General features: G+C 48.5%; 23 protein-coding genes and 2 pseudogenes. 7 read left to right on the forward strand and 18 right to left on the reverse strand.

Annotated features, from left to right (window positions below):
• Positions 1 to 87: 87 nt before the first annotated feature.
• A complete protein-coding gene (locus AAEZ05_RS10260; protein ID WP_350647217.1) occupies positions 88 to 1,449 on the reverse strand; it encodes a hypothetical protein in 1,362 nt (453 codons plus the stop codon).
• 367 nt (positions 1,450 to 1,816) lie between these two features.
• Between AAEZ05_RS10260 and AAEZ05_RS10265 the strand changes: the two genes are divergently transcribed.
• The 3 genes from AAEZ05_RS10265 (at position 1,817) to AAEZ05_RS10275 (ending at position 3,963) form a co-directional block, all read left to right on the forward strand.
• Positions 1,817 to 3,445: a hypothetical protein gene (locus AAEZ05_RS10265; protein WP_350647219.1), complete on the forward strand. Its 1,629-nt coding sequence runs from the start codon at positions 1,817 to 1,819 to the stop codon at positions 3,443 to 3,445.
• A 231-nt stretch (positions 3,446 to 3,676) separates the two neighbouring features.
• Positions 3,677 to 3,736 carry a hypothetical protein gene (locus AAEZ05_RS10270; RefSeq protein WP_350647267.1) on the forward strand — a complete coding sequence of 20 codons (60 nt, stop codon included), beginning with the start codon at positions 3,677 to 3,679 and terminating at the stop codon, positions 3,734 to 3,736.
• An 11-nt stretch (positions 3,737 to 3,747) separates the two neighbouring features.
• On the forward strand, positions 3,748 to 3,963 hold the full coding sequence (locus AAEZ05_RS10275) for a DUF1264 domain-containing protein (RefSeq protein ID WP_350647221.1): 216 nt from the start codon (positions 3,748 to 3,750) through the stop codon (positions 3,961 to 3,963).
• A gap of 91 nt (positions 3,964 to 4,054) precedes the next feature.
• Here AAEZ05_RS10275 and AAEZ05_RS10280 read toward each other — a convergent pair whose 3' ends face one another.
• The 3 genes from AAEZ05_RS10280 to AAEZ05_RS10290 form a co-directional block, all read right to left on the reverse strand.
• Entirely contained in the window at positions 4,055 to 4,297 is a 243-nt protein-coding gene (locus AAEZ05_RS10280) for a hypothetical protein (protein WP_350647223.1), read from the reverse strand.
• An 85-nt stretch (positions 4,298 to 4,382) separates the two neighbouring features.
• Complete coding sequence (locus tag AAEZ05_RS10285; protein WP_350647225.1) at positions 4,383 to 4,607, reverse strand: DUF2188 domain-containing protein; 225 nt, start codon at positions 4,605 to 4,607, stop codon at positions 4,383 to 4,385.
• Between the two features lie 436 nt (positions 4,608 to 5,043).
• Positions 5,044 to 5,256, reverse strand: a complete 213-nt coding sequence (locus AAEZ05_RS10290; protein ID WP_350647227.1) for a hypothetical protein — start codon at positions 5,254 to 5,256, stop codon at positions 5,044 to 5,046.
• A 275-nt stretch (positions 5,257 to 5,531) separates the two neighbouring features.
• On the opposite strand from AAEZ05_RS10290, the gene AAEZ05_RS10295 reads away from it, so the two are divergent.
• Positions 5,532 to 6,224, forward strand: a complete 693-nt coding sequence (locus AAEZ05_RS10295) for a DUF421 domain-containing protein (RefSeq protein ID WP_350647229.1) — start codon at positions 5,532 to 5,534, stop codon at positions 6,222 to 6,224.
• A gap of 271 nt (positions 6,225 to 6,495) precedes the next feature.
• Here AAEZ05_RS10295 and AAEZ05_RS10300 read toward each other — a convergent pair whose 3' ends face one another.
• The 6 genes from AAEZ05_RS10300 to AAEZ05_RS10325 all read right to left on the reverse strand — a co-directional run bounded on the left by AAEZ05_RS10300 (position 6,496) and on the right by AAEZ05_RS10325 (position 10,862).
• Positions 6,496 to 6,786: a hypothetical protein gene (locus AAEZ05_RS10300; RefSeq protein WP_350647231.1), complete on the reverse strand. Its 291-nt coding sequence runs from the start codon at positions 6,784 to 6,786 to the stop codon at positions 6,496 to 6,498.
• A gap of 1,357 nt (positions 6,787 to 8,143) precedes the next feature.
• Positions 8,144 to 8,386 (reverse strand): hypothetical protein, encoded by a 243-nt coding sequence (locus AAEZ05_RS10305; protein ID WP_350647233.1) that lies wholly within the window; start codon positions 8,384 to 8,386, stop codon positions 8,144 to 8,146.
• A 130-nt stretch (positions 8,387 to 8,516) separates the two neighbouring features.
• On the reverse strand, positions 8,517 to 8,873 hold the full coding sequence (locus AAEZ05_RS10310) for a hypothetical protein (RefSeq protein WP_350647235.1): 357 nt from the start codon (positions 8,871 to 8,873) through the stop codon (positions 8,517 to 8,519).
• 46 nt (positions 8,874 to 8,919) lie between these two features.
• Entirely contained in the window at positions 8,920 to 9,324 is a 405-nt protein-coding gene (locus AAEZ05_RS10315; protein ID WP_350647237.1) for a DUF6957 family protein, read from the reverse strand.
• A 113-nt stretch (positions 9,325 to 9,437) separates the two neighbouring features.
• A complete protein-coding gene (locus AAEZ05_RS10320) occupies positions 9,438 to 10,166 on the reverse strand; it encodes a metallophosphoesterase family protein (protein WP_350647269.1) in 729 nt (242 codons plus the stop codon).
• 315 nt (positions 10,167 to 10,481) lie between these two features.
• Positions 10,482 to 10,862 carry a hypothetical protein gene (locus tag AAEZ05_RS10325; RefSeq protein WP_350647239.1) on the reverse strand — a complete coding sequence of 127 codons (381 nt, stop codon included), beginning with the start codon at positions 10,860 to 10,862 and terminating at the stop codon, positions 10,482 to 10,484.
• Between the two features lie 228 nt (positions 10,863 to 11,090).
• Between AAEZ05_RS10325 and AAEZ05_RS10330 the strand changes: the two genes are divergently transcribed.
• A complete protein-coding gene (locus tag AAEZ05_RS10330) occupies positions 11,091 to 11,570 on the forward strand; it encodes a helix-turn-helix domain-containing protein (RefSeq protein ID WP_350647241.1) in 480 nt (159 codons plus the stop codon).
• Positions 11,571 to 11,638: 68 nt separating this feature from the next.
• Here AAEZ05_RS10330 and AAEZ05_RS10335 read toward each other — a convergent pair whose 3' ends face one another.
• A complete protein-coding gene (locus AAEZ05_RS10335; RefSeq protein ID WP_350647243.1) occupies positions 11,639 to 13,294 on the reverse strand; it encodes an NAD+ synthase in 1,656 nt (551 codons plus the stop codon).
• 302 nt (positions 13,295 to 13,596) lie between these two features.
• Here AAEZ05_RS10335 and nadE (AAEZ05_RS10340) point away from each other — a divergent pair.
• Positions 13,597 to 13,905: pseudogene (nadE, locus tag AAEZ05_RS10340) on the forward strand (NAD(+) synthase); the annotation flags it as partial.
• A gap of 79 nt (positions 13,906 to 13,984) precedes the next feature.
• Here nadE (AAEZ05_RS10340) and aepX read toward each other — a convergent pair.
• The 7 genes from aepX to AAEZ05_RS10375 form a co-directional block, all read right to left on the reverse strand.
• Positions 13,985 to 14,890 (reverse strand): phosphoenolpyruvate mutase, encoded by a 906-nt coding sequence (aepX, locus tag AAEZ05_RS10345; RefSeq protein WP_350647245.1) that lies wholly within the window; start codon positions 14,888 to 14,890, stop codon positions 13,985 to 13,987.
• A gap of 33 nt (positions 14,891 to 14,923) precedes the next feature.
• Positions 14,924 to 16,081, reverse strand: coding sequence for a hypothetical protein (locus AAEZ05_RS10350; RefSeq protein ID WP_350647247.1), 1,158 nt, complete (start codon positions 16,079 to 16,081; stop codon positions 14,924 to 14,926).
• A complete protein-coding gene (locus AAEZ05_RS10355; protein ID WP_350647249.1) occupies positions 16,078 to 16,881 on the reverse strand; it encodes a fumarylacetoacetate hydrolase family protein in 804 nt (267 codons plus the stop codon). The genes AAEZ05_RS10350 and AAEZ05_RS10355 overlap by 4 nt, the downstream gene beginning before the upstream one ends.
• 61 nt (positions 16,882 to 16,942) lie before the next feature.
• Entirely contained in the window at positions 16,943 to 17,845 is a 903-nt protein-coding gene (locus AAEZ05_RS10360; RefSeq protein ID WP_350647251.1) for an NAD(P)-dependent oxidoreductase, read from the reverse strand.
• Positions 17,846 to 17,877: 32 nt separating this feature from the next.
• The gene (locus AAEZ05_RS10365; RefSeq protein ID WP_350647253.1) at positions 17,878 to 18,447 is read right to left on the reverse strand and encodes a cupin domain-containing protein; all 570 of its coding nucleotides are present in this window, start codon (positions 18,445 to 18,447) and stop codon (positions 17,878 to 17,880) included.
• Positions 18,444 to 19,109, reverse strand: coding sequence for a hypothetical protein (locus tag AAEZ05_RS10370; protein ID WP_350647255.1), 666 nt, complete (start codon positions 19,107 to 19,109; stop codon positions 18,444 to 18,446). Before AAEZ05_RS10370 ends, AAEZ05_RS10365 begins: the two co-directional genes overlap by 4 nt.
• A 142-nt stretch (positions 19,110 to 19,251) precedes the next feature.
• On the reverse strand, positions 19,252 to 20,379 hold the full coding sequence (locus AAEZ05_RS10375) for a hydroxymethylglutaryl-CoA lyase-like TIM-barrel protein (protein WP_350647257.1): 1,128 nt from the start codon (positions 20,377 to 20,379) through the stop codon (positions 19,252 to 19,254).
• A 358-nt stretch (positions 20,380 to 20,737) separates the two neighbouring features.
• On the opposite strand from AAEZ05_RS10375, the pseudogene nadE (AAEZ05_RS10380) reads away from it, so the two are divergent.
• Positions 20,738 to 20,841, forward strand: a pseudogene (gene nadE, locus AAEZ05_RS10380) (ammonia-dependent NAD(+) synthetase); the annotation flags it as partial.
• Positions 20,842 to 21,022 lie beyond the last annotated feature (181 nt).

The raw sequence follows: 21,022 nt of genomic DNA on the forward strand, positions 1-21,022 counted from the left end.
TCGATCTGCGGCAGCGGCCAGATTATGACTTGGAGGTTTGTTCAGCTACACGCACTCAACCTGTCGCAAGCACTGCGGGCGCTGTAGCTATTTCCAATCTAGGTCTTCAACAGAAAATTTCATTGCCTGATTCCCTGCTTGGTAAAAGCTTGCCTCAATCACCACCTCACCAGCTTTGCGAAGCTGATTCACGAATTTGCCATAGTCGGAAACAAAAATGTACGTAGTGCTATTGTCGCTTGCTTGGTTTGCCCAAAAGCGTTGTGGCTTCCCATTTCCAAAACGAACATTGACGCTACAGCCATCATAGCTATTGCAGAGAAATTGACCGCGTTCAACCTGGAGGATGACGTCCGATCCCCAGCGAGGATGCTTGCGTAACTCTAGCGTGGCACGCTGCAAGCCTGAATAAGGAAAGTCAAAAGAAAGGGTATTGGTCGAGTCGACTTGCGCCGTCAGTATTTCCATCTGAGTCATCTCGTCTTTGTGGGTACCATACCGCCAAACCAACCCCATTTCACGCTGGTGAGCTTTGAGCGCTGCCGCATCGTCCGCAGCCTTTTTCTTGGCGGCGGTTTGTGCGATCTTCTCCTTCAGCTCGATTGCCTGTTTTTTGTAATCAGCGTTCTCCGGAGCTAAAACTGTGAGCTGCTCATAAATTCTGGCCCGCTCAGAAATGTTATCTGCTTTGAGAGCGGCGAGGCTCTCCAAGAGACTGGCTTGTTTAGCACCGTCGGCAATAGACTTACGCTTCACCTCTGCCTTGAAAAAAACTGCATCAATTTGAGGGTCTCCAAGGCCTTGATACTTGCGTACTACGCCCAATGCACCCTCAATCTTGCCTTGATCAATTAGTGCATTCGCCTCAGCCTGGATTGCAGCCTTGTTTGACCTAAGATATTGCGTGGTCTGTTCACGCTCGGCCTGGCGCTTTTCCTCAGCCTGTTTCCCTGCCAACTTGTTCCGCTCAGCAGCGGCGTTTGAGGCGAAGTAGGAATACATCATCATGTAGCAAATGAAGAGTACGACCGATCCCATCACTTTCCACCGCACCCCGACATCAATCTTGAAAAATATCCTTGCACGACGATAGACAGGAGGTAGAAGCAAAGCGGCACCTGCCAATGCGGGCAGCGATGCCAATGGGAAGCTCCAGATGCTGATGAAGAAAAACACGACGAACAGCAGACCAAAGAACCAGGCCAAGACAGTACTGGCTACAACAACCGCTCTTGATCCAAGACCTCCCCCTACGCGCCCACCACCCACCTGTATCTCACTAGTATCCTGAGATTTGATCTCGACAAATACATCGTCATGTAAGGGGATATCACTATGAGCCGGAACGGTCACAGGCTTGCGGCAATGAGGGCACAATCCAGAACTACCCGCCTTGGCGTAGCTCAGGCGGATACTTTTTTCACAGTTTTTGCAAGCGAACTCGATCATGGCCTTCCCTGGTCTTTGAAGCACAAGTCTCAGCGTACGGCGGTGGCTGATTGGCAGTCAATATCCTGCTACAGATGGCTGTCTCTATTGGGTGACAGTGTTTATCTGACGACTTCACATCTGATCAGTTACTGCGGTCGAGTTTATGGCCAAGCGTGAACCCTAAAGATTTCTTGCCGCAAACCGATAGGTATTGCGTACCTGCAAGCTTGCGGAGCAATCACGGCCATTAGACCGAGTCATAAACCTAATTTCCTCTGCTGAAGCACAGACAGTCAGGCCGGGCTCGCCCGTAGCGTCAATGTTCGTGGTGGAGCGACCAACTTCCACGCTTTTTTCGACCGTCGCAACCTCAGGGAAGATCCTTATGATCAAACATTCAGCCGCCCTTCTTCTGGCAGCAGCCATGATCTCTACTGCTGTACACAGCAGCCCAAAATTCGGAATTGATGAGTTGATCAGCTCACTTGGCCAACCTTCGACATGGAGGGCTTTAGGCAACGTAAAGCCGGGTATAGAGAACGGCGTGGCCCACGATATTTATCGCAACAGTGCGGTAATCGCAGAAGTGGTGCACAGCGCTGGGGTAGACGTACCATTTGTTAAGTTGACCGATGACCCGTCTGCAGCCACAAAAGCATTTGTGAATTACATAATCCGGGCCGAGCAGGACAAAAATTTCAGCGCTACTGATGAGTCCTGTGGCATAGGCGTCAGTTATCTCTATGGGATGATCTTCAGTCAGCTTTTACAGATTAAGGGGCCACAGTGGGTGACGCCAGGTATCACCGGCGAAGAAGCTCAAGCGATCAGCAAAACGACCCGCGATGGTGCTTTAGTTCCTCAAGAAACACTGGCAAAGCTCTGCAATGGTTGGAAGTACCGCAAACTCAACGCAACGTTCGCCGGAGTACTTAAGCGCGTAGGCGGAGAAATGCCCTACCTGCTGGGCGGGCCGCTGCGAATCAATCAGCTGGCTGATGACAAGAGAAATGAAGCAGCCGGTGCTGTAGCAGAACAGACTAAGGAGATCAGCGAATCGCGTCGTCGAGGCACTGAAATGGTCGACGCCTTGAAAGGAGTGTCCCCTCCAGTCATTGCAGACCCATTCGCCCATTGCATTGGCATTGCCAACGACTCTGTGCTGGCAGTGCTGAAAGATCAGTGCATAGACCACATCATGGAATCTGCCATGCAAGATCATAATCGACTGTTGAGGGCGTCTATGCAGGGCATCTCGACTGGGCGAATCAATGCTCTTAAGGGACAAGATGAAGCTCTTGGCATTGCAGATTACACAGAGTGCAAGAAACCTGAGCAAGAGCGGCTAGCAAATGACGACGGCAGCGGGCCAAGAAAAAATGAAGCTGCACCCGAGATTTTTTCTCGCTGTCACTATGTTCGCCTGAAGCACCGTGATTCCGCTCTGCGTGCATCCCCTCCTTTAACCGATGTCCAGCTAGCTACTAACCTGCTCAATCACGCCAACGACATTGGGCGTAACTACCGCCAATTGGACGCGATGCCGCCGGATACCAAACGCGAATACCTTGCAGCACTGGATGAGTCATCGACTCTAGGAAATATGAGGGCAAAAACGCTAATGGCGCAGATTAAGTCTCAGAACCTTGAAGACATTAAATCTCTGGTCGAAGCGGAGCACCTTCTAAATCAGATCGACAAGGCGCAGGCCTCTACGGCAGACAGTATCGCGATTCGCGAAAATATTTCTTTCCCGCTGCATGCCTGGCGACTGGCTAACAGTCCTGAGCAAAAGCGTATAGATTTACGCACCACAATCGGCGAAGGTTCCGACGATGCTGGACGCGCCGCAATCGCCATGGATGATATGTCTCGTAAGGGTGGCATGTGCGATACGCTGGTGGTGCAAGCTTACAACTATGCGATGAATAATAATTTGCCTGAGAACGTGCGAATTAAGGTTATCTTGGGGGATCTCCTGGAAAGCGCAAGCCGCATGTCCTGCATTCGTTGAGCCGGAAGTTAATCAGGCAGGAGTGGCATTGAACTGGCCAGATGAGTTGAACACCTCAATCGGGCGCTAAGATGGCGCCCAAATTGGTGAGGTTTGGGATAGGCGCGTTGAATGCCTCATACCTACCTACCTATCTACCTACGACGGCAATCGCAAGGACGCGAAGCTCACGGGTGTGACGTACACCATCAGTGAGCGGTTTTTAGAAAATTACCCCAATCGGAAAAAGCGCTGTGGCACAGCCACGCTGATGAAGTTGATTCTGGACAATTGGTGCCCCGATACTCCTGAAATCGCAGAACATGCGCTCATGGAGGGCTAGTCCATACCTATGGAAAGACACGGTAAAGTGGGACACCGACCTAGATAAAATTCTACCGCTAGGTACTCGTCGACCCATGATGAGCTTCACCGTCGCTGGCGAGGTCAACCGTGGAATGATTAAAGATCGCGTCACTCGGTTCGAAATCGAAAGCTCTGAAAAAATTGAGGAGCAAGCCTACATCTCCACGTCGTGATCAGGTACAGGCGCCTTGCGCCGGGAACTCGTTCAAATAGAAGATCCGAAAGACAGCGCCTCAACACTACCATCACCTCGTCACGTCCTCCCTAAAGCTTCGGTATATCACCGGTGGCCTCGGCAACCGACGCGAGGGCTTCTTCTATGCTCGCGATGTCTTCTTGTAGCTTCAGAAACAAGAGGTGAATTGACCCGTCTACATCGACAGTTTGGTGTCCACGAAGAGATCTCACCCTTTGTTCCTCCATTTCTTGAAGATCACCGACGCTTTCCCTCAGAGCCAAGAGCTGATCAAAGATTGCTGAGATTTGGGTTTTGCTGTCGATGCTCATTACTGTCCTCCAAGCTTGCTGGGGATTTTGCAGTTCACCGATCTGGCGAAGTCACTTAGCGGACAGTCGCCAGAACGCATCAGCATTAACCCTTAGATTTACGCGGATCTGCAGCACGAGGGAAAGTCCGCTCCTCTTGGATCGTCCCATCCTCCTTGTGAATTTTAAGCGACGCCGTCTTGTCTTTAAGAAATTCGCTCGCTATAGCGGTGATTTCAGTCTTAGTAGGTGCCGTCTTCGACGCTCGCTGCGCACCTTTCTTTACCAGTGTCCAGAGCTCCTCAGATTTAGTGATGTGGTAGTTGTCCATATGTCTTCCTCACGAGTTGAGTGTGGTAATCGATTGACCCCAAAATGATTGACGAGTTTGAAAAACTCCGAAAAGCAAATGCAGGATCGCCGGGGACTGATCGCCCGTAGAACCGGCATTGCAATGCTTCACACAACACGTTGCCGACAACATCACCCAAATGGATGCTTCAAAACATTCCCTAGCATTTTCACAGGGCTATGAGGTAGACCGATACCCAGAGAAACGTTGAGCCAACCACTCATCGTAGAGGTTTTGCTGAGTCTGCTGGTCATGTCGAATACAAATGGTTAGGCAGTTCGGGGGCAAATGACAGGCTAGGGGGCAACGCTGACTCAGCGGGCAAGCGGTGCCGACCAGCCGCTCACGCATTAGTGAATGCCGCAGAGCCACGCAGGGTGTCCTCGGTCGGTGTTTATTTTTCAACTCACAGTTTTCAGCGCCGGGGTTGATGCCAGGATGTTTGCGCTTTAGCTGCTTCGGATGTAGCTGAATCCGAATCCTGGTACTCAAGGGTCGCTTCGAGCGTGACCAGCAAGCCGCCACTGCAGCTCATGACCGCATCTAACTCCGTCACCACGTTGGTGATGCAGTGGAGCGCAAAGCGATCAACGCCGGATTTGCGTAACTCATCGATCAAGTCCGACAACTGTTCTCTTGAACCTCATTACCTCTTAAAACTCGAATTCTTTGAATTTTTTCAACTTTAAAGACTCAGTTAGCTATGAGCGATAGAAGGAAATCATTCACTTCGTCATCGGCTATATTTGCCCATCTTAATGAGGTCAACTCACTTCGAATAAAATTCTAGCATCAGAACCAACCGGCTTTGTTGCACGGGGTAGTTCCAGGCGCAGCGTATTTCGTCGCAAACAGCCTGAATTGTCCAACCGATCGTTTTCGAATATAAAAATAGAGGTAATAATGTCCCCTTTCGATTTGCAAAGGATGCTGATAGACGAGTTCCCACTTTCATTTTTGCTAGAGGTCGGCTTCAGAGCAACGTTTGCCTTTCTTGCTGTTTTTTTGTTCTTAAAATCAAGTGGTCGGCGAGGGATAAGGCAACTCTCGCTCTTTGAGCTGGTAGTAATCTTGACGCTGGGTTCCGCTGCCGGAGACGTGTCTTTCTACCATGATGTCCCACTGTTGCCAGTCGCTGTAGTATTTCTCACGCTCTTGCTCCTATACCGCATCACGGTATTTATCATGACTAAGAGCAAGAGATTTGAAGCGTGGATTGATGGTCTACCTGTGACCGTTATTAGCGATGGACTATATGAGATCAAGGCTTTTGAGAAGCTGAATATGTCTGCTAGCGAATTACTGATGGAGCTCCGGCAGCGAGGCGTTGAACACTTAGGCCAGGTTAAGTTAGGGCTGGTCGAAACTGATGGGGATATCAGCCTTTACTTCTATGACGAGGAAGACCTGCGTCCGGGACTATCGGTTCTGCCTGTAGACCATCGGGCGGAATATACAAAAATGCCCTCTTCAGCACTTTATTGCTGCGTGAAATGTGGTTTTCCACAATCTATCCAGAAAGGCCAAGGGGCATTGTGCTCACGGTGTGAGCACAACATTTGGTCAACAGCCTTAAGCACTCGCCGCAGTAGGTGATGGTAGTCCTTTCCCTCAAGATACAGGTTGCGTGGGCAAGGATGACGACGTTGTTTTGCTTGGTCGAAAATCGACAGAAACGCTTGTTGATGATTAGGCGTTTTTTGAGCGCGATGCTGATGCGGCAGCCAGACCTCGCCGAGCCGAACGAGATTTATCGAACCGTCGGCAATATAGTTTCGGAGTTTGCAGCTTGGGGCTACTAGGTGATGGCCGTTGCGCTCGGCGCAATATACTGATCACCGGCCCTACCAAGCTCCAGACATGAAACCTACGCCACATGCCTTTCAGTAGGCTTGAGACCAACCGCAATTCGCCTTGCGCAGCCCACCCCCCACGCTAAAACGCGGGTCATAGATTCACCTGGCCGGGAATCAAATGCTTCTTCATGCAGAGCCATCCCGCTTGCCGCATACACTCCAATGAACATCTGCGTGTTTCCCGTGGCCGACAGCCTGACTTGGACATCGATATATGTACCGTCGTCCAACGTCTCGTCGTGCGACCGGTGGTGAAGCGTCGGATCAGCCCATTGCCAGAATACATCCCCGCGAATTCGCATGCCGTGCTCTCCCTACGACTTTAGTCTTATATGCCAGAGACCTCACCATAGCCCAGAGATGCTACAAGGCAACGGGTTGCTTCAAGATTGAGTGCCAAATCGGATGACTGGCCGCAATCCTGTGTCCGCTCGTCCACTGGATTTGATGACCAGAATGGGACGGGCGCACATATCCAGAACAGACGCCGCAAGGTGCTCGTCCACTTAACGTGGAGTCAAGTGGATGACAGGTGGAGATGTGTTGTTCGAGGTGGTCAACTGCCGGCGACGGGAAGCCCGCTGAAACTTTGAAGGAATAGAAAGGGAGCTGGACTCCCCCTTCTGCTAACGGGCCGAGGGTGTGACGCTCATGATGGGGCCTTACGCATAACTGGATAGGCATACAGTTAACGATGAAGGCGGCTTGCGGTCAATGTCGAGCTATGAAAATTGCGACCGATGGGTTCGCTGGAAGCTGGGCCACAAAGACTGTGGCATGAGCATTTTTCGTTGTGCCATGGGTACTAATGCAGTCGCCTCTTTGCGTAAGCGGCTAGCCATGCGAGTTGAATTTCTGGCTAATACGGTACGTAGCATTTAGGCACAGACAAATATCGGGGGTTTCATCTCTCACCCAGTGACGCGGGCCGGATCGGCTAGCTGAAGCGGATAAAAGCGGTTTCATCTCATGGCCCCGCTGGCCGTTCCGTCAAGCAAACATGGGCCTTCAAAGAATATCGTGGGCTTCATCTCCCGCCCCTGGCAAGGGAAAGATCGGCTCGCGGCAGCGAATATAAGCGGATTCATCTCCTAGCCCCGCTGGCCGTTCCACCCAGCAAACATGGGCCTTTAACGAATATCGCGGGTTTCATCTCCCGGCCCCGCTGACCGTTCCGCCCAGCAAAAAACGGGACTTTGACAAATATCGGGAGTTTCATCTCCCGCCCTATATCAAGGGCCGGATTGGCTGGCTGAAGCGAATATCGGCGGTTTCATCTCTCACTTGGTGGCGGGGCCGAATCAGCCTGAAACGAATATCGAGGATTTTGTCTCTCAAATCCAGGGTTGCTGCGACCCGCAACACCGAGCTTCAGAGGAATATCGGGGGGGGTATCTCTTCCTGCTGGCGCGGGCCGAATCTGGCTGGCTAAAACGAATATTGCGGATTCCATGACCGTCAGTCGGCAGCAAGGGCGGAGGCCCAAGAGGCCAAGGCCGCGCTTGTGGCCGAGGCCAGGTGTATCGGGATTACGGAAGGTACGCTCTCGATAAGTATCAGGTCGCGTAAACTCCTCTTGCGTACTCCTGATTAATCTGCGATTTAGGCTTTGTCGCTAAAAACACTGCAGTCCATAGCTGTTCCGCTAGCCACTGAACTTCACTTCGGCTGAGACTCGGCGAACTGATCGATCCATTCTCGATAGGCTTCATACATCCGTCGTTGCGCTGTTGCTCCATCGGAAATACCTTCCTCTTGCAGCCGATCAAGCGTGCCCCCTATCCATGTCAATAACTGCTCTGGTGGAGCAGGACATGTTTCATATGCGATGAGGCTATCCGCGATCTGCGAGAGCTTAGTGAATATCATTGACTGGTGCGCCAACTCGACTTGACTATCCATCACTTTCCCTTCTCGGTTGACCTAGAACTCGGCATAGAAAAATTGAATCTTCATTGCCTAGAGGGCCATGGCTGGCTTTAGAGAAACCGCATGGCTGCAGCCGGGGGGCCATCGACAAATGTATATGTCCTCAGACGCGCTCGCCGGTTTGCAAAAAGCGCAAAAAACTACTCCGTCCAAAATCCCGCATAAAGCTGCCAATGACGTAGTTTCCGTCTCGTGTTTCAAGCAGCCAGAAACGCCCTTCTTTCCGCGCACAGTGTATTTTTTCGGTTCGAAGGATAGCCCCATCTGCTTTGCCGTACCCCACGTTTCGTTCGGCGTGCTGAAAAGAAATACCTACGCACGAATCTTCAGTGATGAAAGCATTACTGATGAAAGCTGTAATCGGCACGGTGTATTTTCGATGGCTCGCTCGAACCAAGCGAATCAGTTGAAAGTCACTCACATCCTTACCGTAAAGCTCTACTTCGATTGCATCAGGCATCCGGCCAAATCTCCAAAAAGACTCATGTATTTACGGTGTTCAGCGCTCACGCGGGCGACATCGAAAAAGCAGCCCCCACAGTCGCTTCTTTTCGCTGGCCTGGGCCCCAGAGGAGATAGACGGTGTTCTTGGTTTCAAACATAGAGCCGTAAATGAATGACACTCCGAAATTGCTGCGCACCCACATGCCGGGTTGGAAACGATTTCTGCTGTCAATGACTACCTCATGAGCGAAAAGTGTCGCAGGAAGCAGACCGAGCCTCGTCAGCTTTTCCCTTTCATCAGGGGTCACGGTGAGGTCGATCAGAATCCACTGTCGAACGACGCAGAATGCTTTGCCGGGGAACACCTTTCCCGCTAAGTAAATTAAATCCTCTTGGGAACCAGTCCAACCCGAAGTTTCCCGGTCTGTACCGTAGAGGAGCTGAGCGATTTCATCCAACGTGACCATATCAATCTTCTCATTGGTTTTCAGGCACAAAGCACGCGGGCAGCGTCGTCCCCCGCCGCACTTTACTCATGAGCATTGCGCTGCGACGAGGCCTCATCGTTAGATTGGAATCCTCATATCTCGATCAAAAAATTCGGATCAAAACCTGTTTTTTGACTTGGATACCCGCGTGGATTGGAAACCACGCGGCACCCATTTTTGATGAAGTCCGCTGCGACGTGCGTATGCCCGTAGACCCAAAGATCGGCCTTACCCAACAGTTCTGACCAATCATTGGCATAGGCGGCAATCAGGTCTTCAGGAAGCTCGTCACCCACGTGATCCAAGGCCGGCGCATGGTGTGTGACTACAACTGTTTGGCCGTTGAAAGGTTTTTCCAATTCTTGAGTCAGCCAAGCATGCGCGGCCTTTGATTTAGCTATCAGGTCATCTGGGCGTAAGCGTCGAAAACTTTCATCGGTTCTAATCACGGTGAAGTCGTTCATCGACTCCCAAGCGACGCGCTTTGCCGCAACAACATCGCCGGTCGACGAGTAATCTGTCCACGCCGTTGTGACCAAAAACCGGGTCTGATCCAAGATCAGGACTTCGTTTTCAAGTACGTGGACATGAGGCGCTGCTGCCTCCTTCATCTTGCGCAGCGTGTGTTCGATGTGCCCACCGTAGTACTCGTGATTGCCGCACACATAGATGACAGGGCATTGGAATGTCTCGTTTGCCCAATTCACGCCACGTGATTTGATATCAATGTCGCCGGCAAGAATCACTACGTCCGCTTCGCTCGGGGTGGGCTCGAACAACGCGAACTCGTTGTGCAGGTCTGAATAGATTCTTAACTTCATTGAAGTGGCCGTGTTGGTCATGTTGAGCACATTCCCGCATTGCTAAGTGAGGAATTTTCGTAAATGCAGCCAGTCTTGGGGCGTTTGAAGAAGGGGGTCGCCTCCGGAATCATGCCCCCTCATGAAAAGGTCAGAACTGAAAGAAGTCAGGGGACGAACCTGTTCCCTACCTGGGAACCTTCTTGGAAGAGCATTCCAAGGAAAGCCTGCTTATCCACGCGAATGAGCTCTGATTTGCATAATTATCAGCTCCGTTTCTTTAGTGATGCGGAAAGACATCATCTATCAAGATAGAGCTGTGTACCCTGCCAGCCATCACCCTCTGGCGCTTGAGTAGATCTGCCCATTTTTGGTAACAAACTCGTAAACTGGACTGGCTTCACTACCTTGCTTGATCCGGATCTCCGACAAGGGCTGCATCGAAAATCCCGACTGCTTCGTCATTGCGGGTGGCGCCATCAGCTGAATCTTGTTCACGCTCAACGTATCGACCTGTTCTCCCTTGCACAGGGAGTCGACTTCATCGACGCTCGACACTATGCGTACCCAAGGCCCAAAAGAACCATCAACCAGCCCGCAACCTTCAACCACGAAATAGTAACTGTCCGGATTGAGGCTTGCTGATTTCCACAGCAAGCGAAGGTTGTCCTGAGCTAAAAACTGTCCCTGAAGTTTTGCGCGATTAGTGACCAACACGACTTACATCCCGCCTATCTCTTAGGGGCTCTATCGGTACTGACGAGCCCTGACAACAATGCATGTAAATTGACAATTCGGCGTCTTCCAGTGATTGTCCTCCTACACCTCCTTCCACCTGCCTGGAACGGGTAGAGACACCATATCACCAATTCACATTCACATACTATATTTCATAGATGTGAATTTTACGATATGGCCTTATCCTTCCCTTTGCGGGAAGCCCTCATGCCATCGCGATACACCCTGGCAGCAGTACTCCGCACCATTCGTGCTGCGCGCGGCCTCTCTCAAGAGCAGCTCGGAAGCACATTGGAAGCTCGCCATCTACATAACGTAGAGCATGGTACGTCCAACGTGACCTTGAAGATGCTGGAAGGCATCAGTGAACGCTTGGATGTTGATGTTGTAGCTTTGTTAGCTGTGGCCTCCAGCTACGACCGCCAAGAGACGCTTGAGGACTACATGTCCTATCTTCAGTCAGAAATTGAAAAGCTGCGTGATTTGCGAGTTTTGGAAACCGTTCCAACGCAATTTGTTAGCGGAGAATTAGTCACTGCGAAAGCGGGCAAACCACCAATTGCTTCAGACAAAATTAAAGCCGTACTTGGCTACAAAGCTGATGGACTGACTCAAAAAGAGATTTCAGTGAAATTGGGTATGCCGGTGTCCACAGTGAATAAGATTTGGCACAGTGGGAATAGTTGAAGGCTACTTCAGGTTGGGCTTTTTAGAACCAGCCCCATTGCTGGGACTGGCTTTTTTTTATTGCATTTTTAATCGCCGATGCGCCATCCCGAGGTAATAGGGTAACGACGATCTCTTCCGAAGCCTCGCTCAGTTACTCGCGGGCCAACTGCAGCTTGGCGGCGTTTGTACTCATTGATATCAACAAGCCTAATTACCTTGTGCACCACCTCTTTGTCGAAACCGGCACCAACAATGGCATCTGCTGAGTAGTCATGTTCAACGTACAAGCGCAAAATTTCGTCGAGGACAGAATATGGGGGAAGTGAATCTTCGTCCTTCTGATCCGGTGCAAGCTCTGCTGACGGTGGTCGATCAATAACACGCTGAGGAATAACATACCCAAGGGTATTTCGGTACTCGCACAAGCGGAACACCAGAGTCTTAGGAACATCTTTCAATACATCAAAGCCGCCCGCCATGTCGCCATAGAGAGTTGCATAGCCGACTGCCATTTCGCTCTTGTTACCAGTGGTCAGCACCAAGTAGCGCTTTTTATTGGAAATCGCCATGAGAATTACACCACGGCAACGGGCTTGCAGGTTTTCCTCGGTGGTGTCTTTGGGTAGTCCTTCGAACTCAGGTGCAAGGGTATTCAGGAAAGCCTCAACCATCGGCTGAATCGGCATCACGCTATACTTAACGCCGAGCAGGTCGGCCTCTTCCTTCGCGTCGTCCTGGCTCATCTGAGCGGTATAGTGGTAGGGCATCATCACCGCTTCCACATTCTCTGCTCCCAGAGCATCAACCGCTACGACAAGGCTTAAGGCAGAGTCGATACCGCCAGACAGACCCAGCACTACACCCTTGAAGCCGTTGCGCTGAACGTAATCACGCACACCAGTTACCAGTGCTTGGTAAACGCTCGCCTCTATGCTTAGAAGTTCTGATTTCGCGGCCTCAACAGGTAGGAGGACATTTTCCTTTATGGAGAAATCAACGTGAAAGAGACCTTCTTCAAAGGCCGGAGCTCTCTGGATAATTTTCCCGTTGCCGTCAACAACGAAGCTGTTGCCATCAAAGACTAGTTCGTCCTGGCCTCCAACTTGGTTTACATAAATCATCGGGATCGAGCATTCATTTGCTCGCCGAGAAAGAAGCTCTTCGCGCTCGGCTTGTTTACCTCGATGGAAAGGTGAGGCATTCAGAGTGAGCATGATTTGTGCGCCAGCATCACATGCTTCATTCAAAGGCTCTGGGAACCAGATATCTTCGCAAATACCAAGAGCAATCTTCACCCCAAACAGTTCAACAACGCACGGCCCACTGCCGGGCACAAAGTATCGTTTTTCGTCGAACACCCGATAATTTGGAAGTTTCTGTTTGTGGTAACGCCCGACTTCCGTCCCATCAACAAAGATGGCGCAACTGTTGTAGCGGTTACTTTGTAGTTCCTCGTGACCAGAACCACTTTCTACCCAAGGAAAACCAACCACCACAGCTATACCCCGTGCGGCTTCGCGAACTTTATTTATAGCCTTTTCAATTCGGCGCTGCATGCTAGTGCGCAGCAGCAAATCTTCTGGCGGATAACCGCACAAAGTAAGCTCAGGGAAAACGATGATCTGGGCATGGAGTTCGTCACGAGCTTTCTTCGCCGCCTCGATGATCTTCTCAACATTGCCTTGAATATCCCCCACACGAATATTCAACTGGGCCATTACCACCCTCAAACTGTGCGCCATGGTTCCTCCTATGCCTTTGAGCGGAACTGCAAAATGAAGCTCTCTAGCCGCCTCGTCATCAGGTCGTTTGCCTTGCCAGGATCCAACGAGAACCTATAACAGGTAGAGCCGCATTTCGCGATTGTCGTTCATTATGCCTCATCCATTCCTCGAGCCTATGGCTTGAGTGGTGGGCTGGTGAAGAGGATTTGAAAAACTCTTACACTTTTTAATGCTGTGCAGTTTTTCTTTTTGCACAACGCACCAACCAGGTTAACCATCAGCATTTACTGTGATATAGGCACTTTTTAGGGGGGTAGAAGGTGATGGGATTCTTCACCAAGTTTGGTGACGGCGCCTGCGACCTGGCGCCACTGAGCGGGCTGGTGAAAAACCAGGTGCGCAGCATCGCCCGCAGCTTTGGCGCACCGGAATCGCTGGTGGAGAAGATCCCCACTGCCGATCTCGAGGACCTGTCCCCGGGCAAGCCGGATGAGGCGTCCCATGGGGTGACCTATGCCGAAATTGATGCTTTTCTGCATGGCGAGCCGGTACGTGAGGAAGCGTTCAGGATTATTTGTGACACGTACAACAAGACCCATCACAAGCGAGTGATGCCGTTCGCGCCTTGACCTTAGCACAACGCCAGGAGCCACCTTCGGAGTTAATAATTAGCACGGTGTGTTTTCAAACCGCGCTGATTATTAACAGCTAACGTGTACCGGGGACGAGATCTAAAATGTCATTTAATGCCAAACAGTGCTTCTCCACTTTAGAGGTACATCCATTTTTCAATATCTCGGTTGCTACATGACGCATAGCAGGATAAGCGGCACGAAGTAGATGATTGGCATAAATGACAATATTAAAACCATTATCTATCAAAGCTTCATAATGGACCCCATTAAAAGTCGTAGGCACGCAAACTAAAGGAATGTTTTTATGATGAGCCCTGAAAACCCGAGCAAACTCTAAAACACTGAATCCCGACTCATCTCGACTATGGATCATTATTCCGTCTGCGCCGGCCTCTACATAGGCCAAGGCACGGTGAATAGCATCGCCCATCCCAGCATCCAACACCAAACTCTCAATTCGCGCAATCAACAAAAAACTCGAAGTGAACTGACTACTCTTTGCCATTGATATTTTTTTTGAGAAATCAATAACGCTAGCTTGCACCTGGAGAGCACCAGTACCAAGCAACGAGTTTTTCTTCAGTCCTGTTTTATCTTCAACAATAAACGCCGAAATGCCTAATTTTTCAGCCGTCCGAACATGGTGACAGAGATGCTCTGGAGCGCCACCCGTATCAGCATCAAAAATCAGTGGTTTCGTAGTGACTTGAAAAATTTCTGCAATTTTTGAAAAACGCTCGGAAAAACTCACCAATTCAATGTCTGGTTTTCCCAGCAGGGTAGAGTCAGTTAGCGAGCTAGACCAAAAAGCATCAAATTCAGTTCGGACTCCATTTTTAATATTAAATATTTTTTCAACTAGCATTGCAGACAGGGGACTATGTACCTCCATAACTCGCAATCCATCCTGACACGTTAGCAACTTACCTAATGAAGCGCCTCGCACTTCTGCAGTTGCATTCCCTAACTCTCTTTTCATAGTCAACACACCTCGATGTTGGAAACAGCCCAATCAAATGCTCACTTTGCGGAAATCCAGCAAAAACACATGTAAACAGGTCAGTGAAATTGCAATAACAACGGACAATAGCAAAAAGACCGAGCGAATAGAAAAACCTACGAAAACTGAGACAGCTAACAACACGAAAACTACAAGAATATAAACCCCAGATTGGATACCAAACAGCAATAGCTTATTGAAAGCGTGATGACCCAACAACGTAAACAACGTAGGCTGGACCAACATATTCGAAATAAACGCCATGAAAAAAATAAGATAAAATACGGAGTACCTTCCGACGAACAATACCCAGAGACAACTACCCAGCATTATCAGCTGAACAAAAAAGCCAACCTTCAATCGCGACATCGATGAAAGACTTTGAAAATATCGAAAAACAATCCAACCGACAACCAGCCAAACACACAAAACTACACCGTATATATGTAATATCTCAAGACCAGGATCGATCAGAGCTTTCACCATCGGCACAAGTATCAAAATTAGAAAAAATACAACATTTGAAATAATTAGAGTAAAACAATTTAAAGCTCCAGATTTCAATCCAGGGTTATCCCCCGCCGGACACGGATCTTCAATCGCGAGGCCCGTACCACCCACCAAATACACAACTAACGTAAGGGCATACACTGTCGCTGCAAAAATTGCGGCTACGGGTCTCTGGTGGAGGAAAAAAATCGCAAAAACAACCGGCACAATCAAAGGCATGCTAGCTAAAGCAAAACTTAAAGCTGAAAAGTTTTTATATGCCTCACTACTCCTGCGTGGAGAGGCCAGCATTGCCCGCCCCAAAATAACGGTGCATCCACTTGCCCCACCCCAGAGAAATCTCAAGAAAAGCTCGAATCCTTCACTAAAAATACCGTCACCAACAGCCAACGCTGTACAAACAGACAAAGCCACAACTAATAAAATTAGAAAAAAACTTCCCGATACAATGCGTTTATATACCGGGCTAACCAGCCCTAAAATACAACACCCGAGCGACAACCCCAACAAGTAGGACAGTAGCGGGTAATATGCTGTTAAATCTGCAGACTCGAAATGCAACGCATGGTCAATCCAAACCATGAGGCCGGAAGAACCTAAAATATTAGCGGTACTCAACAAAAGGCTAACATGAATCGCGACATCCCGCTTAATTCTCATACCATTACTACTCTATTCACGAGAGAGCCGAATATAGATTCTGAGCACGTTGCTCGACCATCGCCTAGCTGGTAGAAATCGACCTGTACTATGTCTTTGTCCTGTAAAAAATTCTGAGTGGATATACTGCTTTCAGGTGGCGCACACATTATCCTTTCTGCTATACAACCATCACTTAAAGAGCCATTTTTAAACGTTGAAACAGCCCCAGAGGTGATGACGGTTCCAGTAGGCAAATCGCGAGTTCTAGCGCAATAGGCTATAAGCTCAGAAAAACTGTACAACATATCAACAGTGGAAAATTCACAAAAAATTTTTCCGTTCAGTAAGACGCTCACATCTAAAACTGGCAACCCATTATTCCATACAGCTTTATTATCAAGCGGTAAAATACCACAACTACAAAAACTAGTTAATGGTTTAGACTGGATAAAACCAAATCCCGACGCCTTATCAATGCTTGCAAGACTTCTGTATGTAAAGTCATTACACGCAGTTAATACTTGTATGTACTTATCTGCGTCTACGACAGGAACCCCCATTGGCACTGCGTCGACGATAATTGCCAACTCTACTTCGAAGTCGAGATCCATACCTCTTAAACATTTCAAATCCTCTCCGGAGCCCAAAAAAAAATCACTTGCACCCTGATACACTTTTATTGAGTTTTTTTTCGTTTCGAACAGACCAGCCAACCGACCTTTTTTATCTGGAAAGACGCTACCATACAATATTTGTGGCGCATTTCTTATTATCGGCTTATCTACACTAATCTTGCATTTCTTATTGATATTCGACATCTCGAAAATCTCCGCCATACAAAACGCACATTGTAAAAGCGCTTCTCAATTCGTTTGTGACTCAAATAATAACCTCTCGCTCAGCCTTCCCCGAGCGATCACACAGATAAGTAAAGCATTCAGTCTGATCCAGGGATAACGCACTAGAGTCTAACGTACCTAGATAAATCTCACGTGCTCCTTCATAGAAAATACTTTTTATATTTAGATCGCAAAAGACGTCGCTCGCGAGCTCTAAGTCTTTGATTCGAATTTCTAATGGAACCGAAACATGCTTTTCCGATTTCATGTACCTTCCAAGCAACAATTCAAGATAGGCTGACCGTCCCCTGCCTAACCCTAACGACCTCCCTATGACTTCTTTTGACATTCCCAAATTTTGCGCCAATAACAACGCTTCAGAAGCGACGATTAGATTTATGGCCTCACAGTAGTTGTTCACGACTTTCATAGCTTGAGCATCTTGATTAGAACTCATCATCGAATATTTATTCAGCAATAATTTTATAAGCGAATCAAACTCTGACACCAAGTACTTCGGCTTCTTGCCAACGTAGCCTATTAACTCACCAGAAAGCACGCCCTCCGCTCCCCCAGAAACAGGTAGTTCAACATAGTCCACGCCTAGCTTCGTAAAAAAAGCTTCCAGTCTAGCGGACGCCCTAGGACCTATTGTGCTCATATTAACCACCAATATTTTCTGGAGCTTTAGTGCACTCATCACTTTTAAATGTGAGAAGACCTCAAGAATACTAAACTCGTCGCACAAGCACAAAAACCATATTTTTTGTTCAATAATAATTTCGTTGGCCAAATCATCGATCGGCTTGGCTCCTAGCGCTACCAGAGGAACCAGTTTTGACTTAGTACGATTGTGGGCAGCTACGTTAACCCCGCACTCTATAAATCGACTAATTAAGGCCGCGCCTAAAACACCTGTTCCTACCACCGAGACGTTGATCATAGTTTTTTACCTTGCTATTCACCACCAAGATATCAAGGCAGTTTGTAGTTGAAAGCGAGTATTTCAGAGCCGTCTTCGAGCGCTATAAAACTATGCGGCACATTTGGACTTATATAGATAGAATCCCCTGCGACTAGCACTTCAATGAAGCTGCTTACACTACGACTGCGACGCCAGTCGACTCTAACAGTACCCTTTAGTACGAAGACCACCTCTTTTGACGCATGCCCCCCATTCAGAACGATATTTTCTGCACTATTACAATGGAGGCTAACTTTCAAAGCCATCAGCTCTGGAGCTGTATTCGAAGTTGCCAAATGTTGATACGTATAATATTCCTTTGCACCCCTGCTACTCGTCTTACAAAAACCTTCGGTAAATCTCGAAATTTTTACGTCGTTCAATAAATCGCAATCAACACCCTGAAGAAGCTCACACATGGGTGTAATCAACACACTGGAAAGCTCTTTCAGTTGCTCAGTAGAATTAATCTCAATATATTCAGCAGACTCAATATTTACAGCACTCAAAATCTCTTCAGCCGACATTTTTCTGGAATCAGCCAATTCTCGTATTTTCTTAAGCTGGATTCTTATACTCATACATCTGTCTCTCCACTAGGCATCCAGTTTTTTTGGGCAGTGTGAAATTTTGCTATCGCTACCATCGCATCAGCGTTCGCATTTAAACGTGCAATTGTTTCGTTTTTGACCAGATAATGCTTTAAGCTTGAAATACTTAACGAGCTTTCAGAACTGCTACCCACAACACCACATTCCACAAAAGTTAACCCTGCACCTAGCTGTACCCAATTGTGCGCATCGCTACCACACAATTTCCCCTTGGAATATTTATCCGCAAGCACGAGATATTCATCCGAGCACCTGGAATGTTTGCCAGGCACTTCTATTGCATCCAACCGATCTACAACCTGGTCAAAATCCTTCCACCATTTACCCTCTACCAGAACATGATGAGCTACAGCTACATAGTCGTTACAACTTGCCTCTAGAACATCCAGAAGACCTTCAGCAGAATATATGCCCTTTTGCGAATCTAGGCTCATTATTGTGTTTAAACCAGCATGAACTCCCATATCACCACCTCCGGCCAATGATACCTCTGCCCCAGGACTAATAATAACTCCAGATGTTAATCGTAGCATCCCGCTTGATTCAAAATTACCTCCAAGTTTGTTTTCAATAAAAACCTCTCGATATAATTCTTCAAATCCTTCCGCATCTCTGTGCTCTGTAATGCACAACAAATCAATTCCCTTTTTTTTGCCACTTTAAGCGTATAACTTATCTCACTCCAGTCTGGCCTGGCCTTCTTAGAAGCTAATAAGTGAACATGAGTATCTAACAACATGCTTTCTTCCTCCCGCCAGCATGGCGAACTATCCATCAAGATAAAAACTCATTAACCGACAATGCGACTTCCAACAACTCATCTTGATTTAAAGCTTTCTCATCTTTCATGGATTTGGCACGCACTAACCGCAAGCAGTCGACCAACTCTAACTCTGTAAGCTTAATTCCCAGCGCGTTAAGAGCATGATTAACACTAGCGCGCCCTGAGTGTTTGCCGATTACGATACGGCGAGTACCGCCTATCAACTCAGGGAGGAATGGCTCAAAGCTTTTTACATTTTTCAGAATGCCAGCGGCATGAATACCGGATTCGTGGGCAAAAATGTTGTCCCCGACAATTGGTTGCCACGGGTAACACTCCACATGTGTAGCTCGCGCAACAATCCGGCTCAGCTCTATTAATTTCGTCGCGTCAACACCGAGGTTTATATTATATAAAATCTTCAATGCCATTACGCATTGCGCTAGATCCGGCATGCCCGCTCGCTCACCGATCCCATTTACTGTCGCGTGAAAAAAAGTAGCTCCAGCCTGAATACCCGCCAAGGTGTTTGCGGTAGCGAGACCAAAATCGTTATGAGCGTGGCATTGCACTGCTATACCGGAAGCGCGTTTAATTCGACTAACAATGTTTCCATAACGGTCCGGTGTTAATATCCCTACTGTATCGGAGAGACGTATTCTATCCGCCCCAGCTTCTGCTACATGGGCGGCGTACTCCTCTACAAAGCCCAACTCTGATCGCCCTACATCTTCGGCACTGATCGACACGAAAACGCCATGATCTTTAGCTAGTTTTATTAGATCTGAGGATGTTTTTAGTAGCCAGCCTCTATCCTTTTTTAGGCTTTCACCCAGATGAAGATTTGATGTTGGCAGGCCTATATGGACGGCCTTAAAGCCTAGTTGCAACGACTGTTTTACATCTTCAGCCACCCCTCGATTCCATGCAACTAATACCGCTTCATCCTTACGTTCGAGCAATACTTCTAAGGCACCTAATTCGTCACCTCCCATTGCGGGAATTCCGACCTCTACCCATTTTATTCCTGCTTCAATTAAAGCAGATAACATGGCGATCTTTCGTTTCTTTGAAAATGCCACCCCGGGCGATTGTTCTCCATCACGGAGTGTTGTGTCTTCCAGAATGATGTTTTCCATTACTCAACCTCTTGATTATCGCCAAAAATGCACTCTATAGAATACCGACAACCTCTAAGTAGGCATTGATGGCTAACACAGGCAGCGACTTGGTTTCATCGAAGACTAACAGCGCGTGACAAAAAAACAACTTTTGAACTGCTCAAAACATTAAAAAAACATGTAGGAAAAGTCTATTTATACAAACGAATTTTCCTACATCAAACTAACCTATTGATTCTGTACAAATTACTAAAGCAGACGATTCTTTGCGGGGATCGGTGCTCGCCGCCAAATTGCTCGTATTACTGTAGACCTGTGCTGAAACGCACAGCGCGTTGAACCGAACATACATCGCCATGCGCGACCTACGAAGACTGATGCCTTCCTGCATGGCGAGCCGGTGCGTGAGCACCGTTCAGGATTATTTGTAATACCTACAGGAAGACCCATGACAAGCGCGAGATGCCGTTCGCGCCTTGAATGCGGCGGCGCCTGTACCGGCGCCATCGCGGGCAAGGCTTGCTCCCACAGGTTCAGCGCCATGCCATCAGCTGAGCCTGACACAAACCCTGTGGGAGCAAGGCTGAACTGGTCAAGCAATCCCGGACACCGTTTACGGTGCTTATGCCGCTTTTTGCTCCATAGCTATTGGCGACAGGTA

Origin of the sequence: Pseudomonas sp. HY13-MNA-CIBAN-0226 (assembly GCF_040310305.1) — a bacterium.
Classification (GTDB): Bacteria; Pseudomonadota; Gammaproteobacteria; order Pseudomonadales; family Pseudomonadaceae; genus Aquipseudomonas; species Aquipseudomonas gregormendelii.

Bases quoted from the DNA above. Each gene is read 5' to 3' on its own strand.
- AAEZ05_RS10260 (WP_350647217.1), bottom strand. From the start codon at position 1,449: ATGATCGAGTTCGCTTGCAAAAACTGTGAAAAAAGTATCCGCCTGAGC.
- AAEZ05_RS10265 (WP_350647219.1), top strand. From the start codon at position 1,817: ATGATCAAACATTCAGCCGCCCTTCTTCTGGCAGCAGCCATGATCTCT.
- AAEZ05_RS10275 (WP_350647221.1), top strand. From the start codon at position 3,748: ATGCGCTCATGGAGGGCTAGTCCATACCTATGGAAAGACACGGTAAAG.
- AAEZ05_RS10280 (WP_350647223.1), bottom strand. From the start codon at position 4,297: ATGAGCATCGACAGCAAAACCCAAATCTCAGCAATCTTTGATCAGCTC.
- AAEZ05_RS10285 (WP_350647225.1), bottom strand. From the start codon at position 4,607: ATGGACAACTACCACATCACTAAATCTGAGGAGCTCTGGACACTGGTA.
- AAEZ05_RS10295 (WP_350647229.1), top strand. From the start codon at position 5,532: ATGTCCCCTTTCGATTTGCAAAGGATGCTGATAGACGAGTTCCCACTT.
- AAEZ05_RS10300 (WP_350647231.1), bottom strand. From the start codon at position 6,786: ATGCGAATTCGCGGGGATGTATTCTGGCAATGGGCTGATCCGACGCTT.
- AAEZ05_RS10305 (WP_350647233.1), bottom strand. From the start codon at position 8,386: ATGGATAGTCAAGTCGAGTTGGCGCACCAGTCAATGATATTCACTAAG.
- AAEZ05_RS10310 (WP_350647235.1), bottom strand. From the start codon at position 8,873: ATGCCTGATGCAATCGAAGTAGAGCTTTACGGTAAGGATGTGAGTGAC.
- AAEZ05_RS10315 (WP_350647237.1), bottom strand. From the start codon at position 9,324: ATGGTCACGTTGGATGAAATCGCTCAGCTCCTCTACGGTACAGACCGG.
- AAEZ05_RS10320 (WP_350647269.1), bottom strand. From the start codon at position 10,166: ATGAAGTTAAGAATCTATTCAGACCTGCACAACGAGTTCGCGTTGTTC.
- AAEZ05_RS10330 (WP_350647241.1), top strand. From the start codon at position 11,091: ATGCCATCGCGATACACCCTGGCAGCAGTACTCCGCACCATTCGTGCT.
- AAEZ05_RS10335 (WP_350647243.1), bottom strand. From the start codon at position 13,294: ATGGCGCACAGTTTGAGGGTGGTAATGGCCCAGTTGAATATTCGTGTG.
- aepX (WP_350647245.1), bottom strand. From the start codon at position 14,890: ATGAAAAGAGAGTTAGGGAATGCAACTGCAGAAGTGCGAGGCGCTTCA.
- AAEZ05_RS10350 (WP_350647247.1), bottom strand. From the start codon at position 16,081: ATGAGAATTAAGCGGGATGTCGCGATTCATGTTAGCCTTTTGTTGAGT.
- AAEZ05_RS10355 (WP_350647249.1), bottom strand. From the start codon at position 16,881: ATGTCGAATATCAATAAGAAATGCAAGATTAGTGTAGATAAGCCGATA.
- AAEZ05_RS10360 (WP_350647251.1), bottom strand. From the start codon at position 17,845: ATGATCAACGTCTCGGTGGTAGGAACAGGTGTTTTAGGCGCGGCCTTA.
- AAEZ05_RS10365 (WP_350647253.1), bottom strand. From the start codon at position 18,447: ATGAGTATAAGAATCCAGCTTAAGAAAATACGAGAATTGGCTGATTCC.
- AAEZ05_RS10375 (WP_350647257.1), bottom strand. From the start codon at position 20,379: ATGGAAAACATCATTCTGGAAGACACAACACTCCGTGATGGAGAACAA.